The following is a 12,495-nucleotide window of genomic DNA, read 5'->3' as shown; positions in this document are numbered from 1 at the left end:
ATAAATAATTCGTTCAGGAAGTGCACATATAAGCATTTCATAACGCTAGTAAAATTTTATTTATATGAGAGGGGATTAGATGCAAGCATTTCTATCATCTATCCAAAGTGTAGTCGTTATTGTTTTGATTATGCTTTTGGGATACATTCTTAGAAAACAAGGATGGCTCGCAGATTCATTTGGCGGTAACGTTTCTAAGTTAATTACTCAAATTGCCTTGCCAGCATCCATTTTTATGTCTGTGCAAAACAACTTAACTAGAGGCAAGTTGTTTAACTTATTTGCAGGTTTACTATTACCATTTATTGGAGTAGTTATTTCCTATATTGTTGCCTTTATTTTAGTTAAAGTTCTTAAGGTTAAGGTTGGTCGCCGTGGGGTATTCATTAACACCATCGCTAACGCAAATACGATCTTTATTGGGATGCCTTTGAACTTAGCACTTTTTGGTAGTGCAGCAACTTCATACTTCTTAATCTACTACATCATCAATACCGTTTCTACTTGGGCATTTGGTGTGTTCTTGATTAAGAATGACGATCCAACTTTAGTTAAAGCTGAAAAGCAACATAACAAGATTAACTGGAGAAAGATCTTACCAATGCCATTGGTTGGTTTCTTTGTGGCAGTTATCTGGTTATTAACTGGAATTCAATTACCTAAATTCTTAGGTGATACTTTTAACTACGTTGGTAATTTAGTTACTCCATTATCATTAATTTATATTGGTATTGTGTTAGCTAATGCTGGTCTTAAGAGTATTCACTTTGACAAAGATACAGTCTTTGCTTTACTTGGACGTTTCATTTTAGCTCCAGTAGTAATGATCTTATTAGTTAAATGGTTTGGACCTACAGTCCTTCACTTAGATATTGCTAACTTAATGGGTAAGACCTTCATCGTTCAATCTGCTACTCCAGCTCTTGCTGTTCTTCCAATCTTGGCTGGTGAAGCACATGGTGATGTTGATTACGCAACCAACGTTGTTGTTTTGAGTACTTTGCTCTTCATCATCGTTGTTCCAGTTTTAATGTTTATCATTGGCTAATTAGCTATAAAAATAAGGCTTCAAATGAAGCCTTATTTTTTTTGCGTTAAGTGTTGAGGAAAATTAAAATTTGAATTTTTGGGATTAGTGTATAAAAATAGAGAGTCAAAGACTCTCTATTCACCCCTATTTACGTAAAAGCTTATTAAGCTCGTGCAGAATTTCACGTACGAGTAATAAAAACAAGATAATATAAGCTTCCATGGGAACACCTCCCATCTGCACAAAGAATGAAGATTTGGTAAGATCTTCGCGTGCAATTATTAGTTTACCATGTTACAATAAACATATAAAACAAGATAATATAAGGCGTGCGTAATGTCCTTTGGTGGTTCTTAGGACGAGCAAGGTCTTGCAGGGACGGTCGAATGACCGTCTTTTTGTATAAAAGGATAATTAGCTATAAAAATAAGGCTTCAAATGAAGCCTTATTTTTTTTGCGTTAAAATGTCCCATAATACTTCTTCTTTTGAAGTGAGAATATGATTTTTTCTCATTGCCGCCGCAAAAATAAATTCTGGTTGTTCTTTGTCTAAAAGTGGAATTGAAACTACATTGTCTTTTTCATTCAAGGATAAGGTAGTAATAAAAGAAACACCCAAATTTTTGGCAACTAATGATTTAATGACAGCCACATCGGGACTACGATAAATTGTATTCAAGGTAAGATGATTTTGATGGGCAAGTTTTTCTAAAGCCTGTGTATGAATATAGTCTTGGGTCATTCCGATGAAGTTTTCTTTAGCCAAGTCTTTAAAATAGATACCATCTTTTTTGGCGAAGGGATGATCTTTTGAAACAATGACTTCCATTGGGTAGCGATCAATTACATGAATTTTAATGATTGGCTCAATATCTAAAGAGGCAAGACCGAGTAAGGTAAGATTAATTTCACCTTCTACTAGCATTTTACGTAAATCATTAGAGCCACGTTCAACTACATTTAAGCGTGGTAAAATTCCTTTCGCAAATAAAGTAGGAGCAATAGTAGGTAAATAGTTACGGCCAATAATTGGTGGTAAACCAAATAAGATATCAGGACTAGGTTGAGCCTTAACTTCTGCTTCGGCAACTGAAACTTCATTTAAGATTGCTTGCGCGTGTTCATCAAATTGCTGCCCTAAACTAGTAATAATAATACTTTTATGTGATTGATCCCGAATAATAAATTGACCACCAAATTTCTTTTCTAAACGTTTAATGGCGGCAGTAATAGTTGGTTGACTAACATTAAATTTTTCAGCTGTTTTAGTATAACTTTTTAAATTTACTAGAGCATGAAAATATCTTAAATCCTGAATATTCATATTAGTCCTCCTCATATAAATAAAAGTTTAGGATAGCGTTATCTTTGACTATAATTTTTTCATCGGGCTATACTAACTTATGATACAAGAAAAAAGTTAGAATTACCAAGGCTAGGGAGGCAATATAATGAGTAATGCATGGTCAATTTTAAACAATCCTTTTAAAAATAAGGGTACTGCATTTACTAATGAAGAAAGAAAGAGACTTGGCTTAGTTGGTACTTTACCAGTTGAAGTTGAAACTATTGAACAACAAGCTAAGCGTGTATATGACGAATACAAGAATCGTCCAGAAGGCTTGCAACAACGTCAATATTTAATGGAAGTTTTTGATACTAACCGTACTTTGTTCTACTATGTGATGCAACACCACATTGAAGAATTAATGCCAATTATTTACGATCCAATCATTGCACCTGCAATTGAAAAATACAGTGAAATTTTCCAAAGACCTCAAGAAGCAGCCTTTTTATCAATTGATAACGAAGATGATATTAAGGAAAGCTTGAAGAATGCAGCTGCTGGTCGTAACGTTAAATTAATTGTTGCGACTGATGCAGAAGGTATCTTAGGTATCGGTGACTGGGGTACTAACGGTGTCAACATTGCTATTGGTAAGTTAATGGTTTATACTGCTGCAGCTGGAATTGATCCTAGCGAAGTATTACCAGTTTCTTTAGATGTTGGTACTAATAACGAAACTTTATTGAACGATCCATTATACTTAGGTTTGAGAAAGAAACGTGTTTACGGTGACAAGTACTACCACTTCGTAGATTCATTTGTTGCAGCAGCACGTGAAGTATTCCCAGATGTTTACTTACACTTTGAAGACTTTGGTCGTGATAATGCTACTAAGATCTTAAAGCAATACCAAGATAAGATTCCTGTCTTTAACGATGATGTTCAAGGTACTGGTATTGTATGTTTAGCTGGTGTATTAGGTGCCTTAAACATTTCTAAGCAAAAATTCACTGATCAAGTATTCTTAACTTACGGTGCTGGTACTGCCGGTATGGGTATTGCCAACATGATGTACCGTGAAATGCGTATGGAAGGTTTAAGTGAAGAAGAAGCTAAGAAGCACTTCTACTTAGTAGATAAGCAAGGTCTTTTATTCGAAGATACTCCAGGCTTAACTCCAGAACAAAAGCCATTTGTACGTAAGAGAAGTGAATTTGCTAATGCTGATGAATTAACTAACTTAGAAGCCGTAGTTAAGGCAGTTCATCCTAGCGTTATGATTGGTACTTCTACTAACCCAGGTGCTTTCACTGAAGGTGTTGTAAAAGCTATGGCGGCTGGTACTGAACGTCCAATTATTTTCCCAATTTCTAACCCAACTAAGTTGATCGAAGCTCATCCAGAAGACATAATTAAATGGACTGAAGGACGTGCATTAGTGGCTACTGGTATTCCATCAGCTCCAGTAGAATACAACGGTGTAACTTACCACATTGGTCAAGCAAACAACGCTTTGATTTATCCAGGTTTAGGTTTGGGTGTATTGGCAAGTAAGACTAGACTTGTTAATGATGAAATTTTATCAGCTGCAGCTCACTCACTTGGTGGTATCGTTGATACTTCTAAGCCAGGTGCAGCAGTATTGCCACCAATCTCAATGCTTCAATCATTTACTAAGACTGAAGCTCGTGCAGTCGTTCAATCCGCAATTGACCAAGGTTTAGCTGGTGAAGGTATTACTGATCCTGCTAAGGTTACTGAAGAAATGCAATGGACTGCAGAATACACTAACGAAGACTAATTTAAAAGTAACTATAATATAGTAGAAAAGTTCCAAGATATATTCTTGGAGCTTTTTTGTTAAAGAGGATAAAATAAGGGTGAAAAGGGATGATCAAAATGGCATATAAACCAAAACATGAAAAGAAGAAAAAGAGTTTACTAGAAAAAACAGAAGAGTTTCTAGAAACAACTGAAGATGATAAAGCAAATGATGAATTAATTGATACCATCCAAAAGGATCGAGATTCTCGATTAGAAGATGGAGATTTTTATCGTTAAGTAAAACCGCTACTTAAAAAAGTAGCGGTTTTTTATTTGTTAAAAGTTATTTAATAAATAACATTTAGCAAATGATAATCAAAGAAAAAAGATTAAATAACGGATATATAAAATTATTAATTAATTATTACTATTTTATAATAGTAATTCTTTTAGTTCGGGCCTTAGTATAAAGAGTTGAAGAGGAATTATGAATAAATATTAATTTGTAACAATAACAGCTGGTATTTTAAAATCAATGATGGTAATATAATAAATGCTTTATAATACTATAATATTTATAAAGAAAAATAATGAAACAACGATTGTTGTTTTTCCCAGGAGGAGATCGATTAGATGTTATCAAAAAATAATTATCAAGAACGTCTTCGTAAGATGGAACGTAAACAAGAACGTTTCTCAATCAGAAAGTTTAGCGTAGGTGCTGCTTCTGTTCTTATCGGAGTATTGTTCTTTATGAATGAAGGACCAACTAATCACGTAGTTCACGCTTCTGAATTAACTGGTCAAAATATTACTGTTAAAGCTGATACCAGTAAAACTTCTGCAAAGCCAGAAGCTGACAGTCAAGCTCCAGTAAAACAAACTGCTGAAGATACTACTAAGTCAGTTGCTACTGAAAAGGCTCAACCTACTTCAGAAAATGCAACTCCAGAATCTGAAGCTCTAAAATCAGATGCAGTTAAGTCTGATGCACCTAAGTCAGAAGAAGTTAAATCTGTTGCTACAAAAGCAGATGAAAAGACTGATAATAAAGATGCAAAATCCACAGAAACAACTGCTTTAAAGCTTAATACTAAGGATTTAGCAAAAGGTAATGGTTCATTAGATTCTTTAATTAAGGCAAATAAGCTTGCTAAAACTGCAGTTACTGATGAACATACTGCTAATGTAGAAAACTTTGCTGACTTATCAAAGGCTATTGCAAACAAAGATATTACTACAATTAATCTTAACCAGGATATTGATTTAACCAACATGACTGAAGAACAAAGTCAAGTTGATGGTGGATTAGTATCAGGTGGTACTGGTTTAACTGGTGATAACTGGTTACAACCTTACGAATTAGCTGCTAATAAGACTTCAAACAGTCCATTTACTAGCATTGCTCGTGATTTAACTGTTAATGGTAATGACCACACAGTTAATATGGGTAAATGGTTCATTTCATTGTGGAACCAAAACCAAGATAATACTAATGGTTGGAAGTTAACTTTCAATGATGTAAAGGTTAAGAATAACTCAACTAGTACACGTTACACACCAATTTATTTTGGTAACATGAACAGTGCTAATCTCAAAAAGGTTACTCTTACATTCAATAATTTCCAAGCTGATTTAAACACGCCATTAACTAATGATGAAGATGGTGTCGACGTTATCTTCAAGGGTAAAGATGTTATTAACGTTTCACCTTTAGCTAATAATGCTACCGGTTCAATTGAACAAGGTGCTGATAGAAATATAATTTTTGCACGTAATGTCCTTATTGATGACAATGCTGATGTAAGTATTACAGCATCAATGACTGGATCATTTGGTATTGGTGGTCTCACTTCTGGTGTTCAAGATGAAGAACACAATGTAATTAAGCTTAGTCCTGATACTAGTGATAGTAGTGATCCAGCTGGTAGTATGGCTGTTGGTAAGAATGCCAAGTTAACTATTAATACTAATGGTATTGATGGTAAGGGCAGCACTACAAGTTTACGTGGTATTGCTTCACGTAATGCTAATGGTACCTTGACTTTAAATGAAGGTGCTACTGTTAACATGACCTTAGGTAAAGGTCACTCATCTGCTGTTCTTTTGTCCAACTTAGACTTAAAGAAAGGCTCAACTCTTAATATTGATACCATGCAAGACAATAATGGCTTTAGTCAAAGAATGTCTGGTAACATGGGTTCAGATGGTTGGATTTATGCTCCTATTGCTTTAGGTGCAATTAGTTTCTCACAAACTGGTAATGCTAGATTAACAGTTGCAGATGGTGCTACTTTGAAGATGAAGCGTGGAAATGTAAAAACTTCTACTGCTATGATTCAACTTGGAGGAAGTACAGTATTTGGTGGTCAAGCTTACGACTTAGAGTTTGCAGATGGATCAACCATTGATATTCAAGATGCTTCTGACAATGAAGGTATGACTCTTGGTATAGGTGGTATAGGTATTGCTACTGGTAAGAAAGATGCTTATAGTCCATTAATTAATATCATGAAGACCTCAAAGGTTGGAACTATTGGCCAAGTTAAATACTTAAACCTTCAAAGAACCAACCCTAATGGTTACTCAGTTGGTAACTTGATTGATGCTGCTTCAGGTCTTCACATGGATGCTGGTAAATTTGGTGGCGTTGATGTCAAGCAATGGGATAAGGGGAATAACAATGCTGATCCAAACAAGACTTGGCAAGTGGAAAACTTTAGTGAAGAATCTAGCGGTAAGATTAACGCTGCTGGTATGGCACCAGTTGATAACAACAAGTTAAATGATTTCCTTTCAAGCGTTAACTTCGTTAAGGGTACTCAACAACGTTTAGTATTGACTTCAATGGATCTTGAATCTTACAAATACGATGCACGTTACAAGGATTCAACTGCTAAAGTTGGCGAAACTATTAACATTGATTCACCAACTTTCTACCAAGTAGGTGAAGATGGAACTCTTACTCCAGCAAATCCAAATCCTGATTTACTTGATAACACTATGTCAGGTCACCCATACCAATTAGGTTGGGTACAAACAGGTAATGTAACAATTCCTCAAGGTGCAACTATTGACTCAGCAACTGGTAAGATTACTTTTGCTGCTAACCAAGGTCAAGTTGGTACTGTTGTAAACATTCCTGTAACTGTAACTTACAAGGATGACTCAATCGATCAAGTTATTGCTCCTGTTTATGTTTTAGGTAACGATACTACACCTGTATGGCAAAAGGATGAAAATGGTAACACCACTGGTGCTGTTGCAATTCAATATGCTGCAGGTAACTTACCAGAAACTACTGATAAGTCAGCACAAGTAGAAAATATTGCTGATAACTACAAGTTAACTTACTACGCTATCCCAACTAAGGATAATCCAGAAGTTACTCCAGTAGATATTACTAACTACGGTAAAGTTTCATGGGCTAAGACTCCATCAACTGTGGTAGATACTCCAAGTAACAATGAAACTATTACAGCTCCAGTATCTATTAGCTTTGCTCCAGATTCAGTTGTAGTTAAGAATGGTTATGTTAAGGGCGGTACTCAAACTGTTGACTTAAACTTAGATTTAACCGGTGCTACTGCTAAGAATACTGATCTTGGCTTCTCAAAGAAGAGCATCGATAACGGTTTAACTCAAACTCAATTCAAGCGTTTAGTAGACACTACTGCTTTAGATAACGCAGGTATTGATTACACTTTAAGTTGGGCAGAAACTCCAACTACTAAGACACAAAACAATGGTGTTGTTCGTGTAACTTATCCATCAGTAATGCAAGCAGATGGTACTACTCCAGCTTACTTAGATATTCCAGTTCAATACAAAGTTAATGATCCAGCACAAACTGCTGATGATGTTGATGTAACTTACCCAACTACTGCAGTTGAAGCTAACAAGGCAGCAACTATTACTCCAGTAATTACTGATAACGATGGTAAGACTGTTGCTGTACCAGAAGGTACCAAGTTTGCTATTGATGGTAATGCTCCAGCAGGTGCAACTATTGATTCATCAACTGGTGTTGTTACTATTCCAGCAACTAACACTACTGGTGTAACAACTGTTCCTGTAACAGTAACTTACCCAGATGGTTCAACTACTCAAACCACTGTTAAGAGTGTATCTGTTGCAACTAATGATGATGTGAAGAACCCAACTTCTCCATATGACATGATCAAGGATCCAGCTAACTTACCAGCAGGTACTAAGGTAACTTGGGCAGATGATAATACTCCTACAGCAGGTGACAATGTACCAGCTAAGGTTATCGTTACTGTTCCGGGTGCTGAACCAATTGAAGTAACTGGTACAGCTCATTACGATGACAGTGCTATTTACACTCCTCAAGTTAAGAATCCTGTTCAAGCAACTGCAGAATCATTACCTGATGCAGCAGAACAAATTTTGAACAAGGACAAGTTACCAGAAGGTACTACTTACGCATGGCAAGATGGACAACAAGTCCCAGTTACTGCAGATCAAACTATTCCAGGTGTGATTGTCGTAACTTACCCAGATGGTTCAACTGATAAAGTTTCTACTACTATCACTACTTCTGGAATTACTGATGCAGATCAATACACTCCAGAAGCTGCTACTGATTTAACTACTATTGTAGGTAAGGTACCAGAAGCAGCTAAGGCAATTGCTAATGCTGATCAAATGCCAGAAGGTACTACTTATGCATGGACAACTGAACCAGATGTAAGCAAAGTTGGCGAAACTACTGGTGTGGTTACTGTAACTTATCCAGATGGAACTACTGATACAGTAACAGTACCTGTAACTGTAAAAGGTGCAGAAGAAGTAGATAAGACTGCTTTGCAACAAGCTGTAGATGAAGCACCAACAGTAGAAAAGACTCCAGCTTACAGAAATGGTACAGACGATGCTAAGAAGGCATACGATGATGCAGTAGCAGCAGGTAAGAAAGTCTTAGATAACCCAGATGCAACCCAAGCTCAAGTAGATGACGCTACTAACGCAATCAACAAGGCTAAGGGTGCATTAGATGGTAAGCCAGATTCAGATACTTACACTCCAGAAGCATCAACCGATGTAAAGGTTCCAGTAGGTGGCCAAGTACCAGACGCAGAAACTACTATTACTAACGCTAAGGATATGCCAGAAGGCACAACTTATGAATGGACTAAGACTCCAGACACAAGTAAGGTTGGCGAAACCACTGGAGAAATAACAGTAACTTACCCAGATGGAACTACTGACAAAGTAACTGTTCCAGTAACAGTAGAAGGTGCAGACAAAACTGACTTACAAAAGGCAGTTGACGACGCACCAACAGTAGAAAAGACTCCAGCATACATTAATGGTACTGACGAAGCTAAGAAGGCTTACGATGATGCTGTAGCAGCAGGTAAGAGTGTGTTAGATAACCCAGATGCAACTCAAGATGAAGTAGATAAGGCAACTAAGGCAATTGAAGATGCTAAGACTGGTTTAGATGGTAAGATTATCGTTAACCCTTACTACCCAGCAACTTCAAGCTCAGCATCAGAAGCAAACAGTGCCGCAGATGTAGCAAAGAGTAACGCAAGTTCCGCCGCATCAAATGCTTCAACAGCATCAAGTGCCGCATCAGCAGCTTCAAGTGCAGCAGAAAAGAACTCAGCAGCTAAGAGTGATGCCGACAAGGCAAGCTCAGCAGCAAGTGTAGCAAGTTCAGCCGCAGAAAAAGCTTCAAGCGCAGCCTCAACAGCAAGCAGTGCCGCAAGTGATGCAGATAAACAAAAGAGCATCGCAAGTGAACAAGATTCAATAGCAAGCTCAGCAGCCTCAGCAGGTGATAGCACCGCAGCCAGCGAAGCACAATCAAAGGCATCAGAAGCAGCAGACAAGGCAAGCTCAGATGCAGAAATTGCTAAGAGTGCCGCAAGTGAATCATCAAGTGCCGCATCAGCAGCAAGTTCTGCAGCTTCAACTGCCTCAGACGCAGCTAGTGCCGCAGAAAGTGAAGCAAACAAGAAGCCAATTGATGTAACACCATATGAACCAGTCGCATCAAGCTCAGCAGATGTAGCAAGCTCAGCAGCAAGTCAAGCATCAAGTAGTGCAGATAAGGCAAGTTCCGCAAACAGCGATGCTCAAAGCAACGCAGCTAAGGCCTCAAGTGCCGCAGAAAAGAACTCAGCAGCTAAGAGTGATGCAGATAAAGCCAGCTCAGCAGCAAGTGTTGCAAGTTCAGCTGCAGAAAAAGCCTCAAGTGCAGCCTCAACAGCCAGCTCAGCCGCAAGTGATGCCGATGTACAAAAGAGCATTGCAAGTGAACAAGATTCAATTGCAAGCTCAGCCGCATCAGCAGGTAACAGTTCAGCAGCCAGCGAAGCACAATCAAAGGCCTCAGACGCAGCTAAGAAGGCTAGTGAAGATGCAGATATTGCTAAGAGTGCAGCAAGCGAAGCTTCATCAGCACAATCAACTGCTTCAAGTGCCGCATCAACAGCCTCAGACGCAGCAAGTGCCGCAGAAAGTGAAGCAAACAAGAAGCCAATTGATGTAACACCATATGAACCAGCTGCATCAAGCTCAGCATCAGAGGCAAATAGTGCAGCAGATGTAGCAAAGAGCAATGCAAGTTCAGCTGCATCCAATGCTTCTAATGCCTCAAGTGCCGCATCAGCAGCCTCAAGTGCAGCAGAAAAGAACTCAGCAGCTAAGAGTGATGCCGACAAGGCAAGCTCAGCAGCAAGTGTAGCAAGTTCAGCCGCAGAAAAAGCTTCAAGCGCAGCCTCAACTGCTTCATCAGCCGCAAGTGATGCCGATGTACAAAAGAGCATTGCAAGTGAACAAGATTCAATTGCAAGCAGTGCAGCCTCAGCAGGTAACAGCTCAGCCGCCAGCGAAGCACAATCAAAGGCATCAGATGCAGCTAAGAAGGCTAGTGAAGATGCAGATATCGCTAAGAGTGCCGCAAGTGAATCATCAAGTGCCGCATCAGAAGCAAGTTCTGCTTCATCAACAGCTTCAAGCGCAGCCAGTGAAGCAACTTCAATCGCTAATAGCTCAGCATCAAGTGATTACGCAAGTGAAGCTTCAAGCGCAGCCAGTGATGCTAAGAGTCACGCAAGTGATGCTTCAAACTCATCAAGTGCCGCATCAAGTTCTGCAAGCGAAGCAAAGAGCAACGCTGATAAAGATCCAAACAACTCAACAGCCTCAAGTGCCGCATCAACTGCCAGCTCAGCAGCATCAACAGCTTCAAGCGCTTCATCAACGGCCTCAAGCGCTGCAAAGGATGCATCAAGCGCCGCTTCAACAGCCTCAAGCGCTCAAAGTGCCGCATCAAGCTATGCAAGTGAAGGCAACTCAAGTGCTGCAAGTTCCGCAGAATCAGTAGCAAGTAGTGCTGCAAGTCAAGCTAAGAGTGATGACTCAGTAGCCAGCTCCGCCGCTTCAACAGCCTCAAGTGCTGCAAGTGTAGCAAGCAGTGCCGCATCAACTGCCAGCTCAGCAGCAAGCGAAGGTTCATCATCAGCTGACTCAAGCGCATCAAGTTCAGCAGCAAGTGAAGGCTCATCATCAGATAACTCAAGTGCAGCCAGCTCAGCAAATAGTGATTACGCAAGCGAAGCTTCAAGTGCAGCCAGTGAAGCAGGAAGTCACGCAAGTGATGCTTCAAGTTCATCAAGCAACGCAAGTAGCGCAGCAAGTGAAGCCAAGAGTAATGCAGATAAGGATCCAAACAATTCTAAAGCCAGCTCAGCCGCTTCAACGGCTTCATCAGCAGCAAGCGAAGCTTCATCAGCCGCATTAACTGCCTCAGATGCAGCAAGTGATGCTTCAAGTGCAGCCTCAACAGCTTCAAGTGCCCAAAGTGCAGCATCAAGCTATGCAAGTGAAGGCAACTCAAGTGCCGCAAGTTCCGCAGAATCAGTAGCTTCAAGCGCAGCAAGTCAAGCTAAGAGTGATGATTCAGTAGCTTCAAGTGCCGCATCAAAAGCCAGCTCAGCTGCTTCAACAGCTTCATCAGCAGCAAGCGAAGCTTCAAGTGCAGTAAACCCAGGCTCAAGTTCAGCTTCAAGTGACTACGCAAGCCAAGCCAGCTCAGCAGCCAGTGAAGCAGGTAGCCATGCAAGTAATGCATCAAGCTCAGCATCACATGCCTCAAGTTCAGCAAGTGAAGCCAAGAGTAATGCAGACAAGAATCCTACTGATTCAGCAGCTAAGAGCGATGCAAATAAGGCAAGCTCAGCCGCTTCAGTAGCAAGTTCAGCAGCCTCAACTGCTTCATCCGCAGCAACCGACGCCTCAAATGCTGCATCAACAGCCTCAAGTGCCCAAAGTGCCGCATCAAGCTATGCAAGTCAAGGCAACTCAAGTGCCGCAAGTTCAGCAGAATCAGTAGCTTCAAGCGCTGCAAGTCAAGCTAAGAGCGATGCTTCAGTAGCA

The 12,495-nt window shown here is 39.5% G+C and carries 5 protein-coding genes; 4 read left to right on the top strand and 1 reads right to left on the bottom strand.

Going from position 1 to position 12,495, the window contains the following annotated elements; translation table 11 throughout:
- Window positions 1–79 precede the first annotated feature (79 nt).
- Entirely contained in the window at window positions 80–1,048 is a 969-nt protein-coding gene (locus tag LrDSM24759_RS04185; RefSeq protein ID WP_117118241.1) for an AEC family transporter, read from the top strand.
- Window positions 1,049–1,476: 428 nt separating this feature from the next.
- Here the strand turns inward: LrDSM24759_RS04185 and LrDSM24759_RS04180 are convergent, their stop codons facing one another.
- A complete protein-coding gene (locus LrDSM24759_RS04180) occupies window positions 1,477–2,355 on the bottom strand; it encodes a LysR family transcriptional regulator (RefSeq protein ID WP_117118240.1) in 879 nt (292 codons plus the stop codon).
- Window positions 2,356–2,482: 127 nt separating this feature from the next.
- On the opposite strand from LrDSM24759_RS04180, the gene LrDSM24759_RS04175 reads away from it, so the two are divergent.
- From LrDSM24759_RS04175 to LrDSM24759_RS04170, 3 genes are all read left to right on the top strand, one after another.
- Window positions 2,483–4,120: a malolactic enzyme gene (locus tag LrDSM24759_RS04175; RefSeq protein WP_117118239.1), complete on the top strand. Its 1,638-nt coding sequence runs from the start codon at window positions 2,483–2,485 to the stop codon at window positions 4,118–4,120.
- Between the two features lie 98 nt (window positions 4,121–4,218).
- A complete protein-coding gene (locus LrDSM24759_RS07710; RefSeq protein ID WP_157964236.1) occupies window positions 4,219–4,380 on the top strand; it encodes a hypothetical protein in 162 nt (53 codons plus the stop codon).
- Between the two features lie 336 nt (window positions 4,381–4,716).
- A partial coding sequence (locus LrDSM24759_RS04170) for a Rib/alpha-like domain-containing protein (RefSeq protein WP_117118238.1) occupies window positions 4,717–12,495 on the top strand: 7,779 nt, incomplete at its 3' end.

This window comes from Lactobacillus rodentium (assembly GCF_003423665.1).
Classification (GTDB): Bacteria; Bacillota; Bacilli; order Lactobacillales; family Lactobacillaceae; genus Lactobacillus; species Lactobacillus rodentium.
Note: the sequence above shows the minus strand (reverse complement) of the source record. Positions and strands in the feature narration are given on the sequence as shown.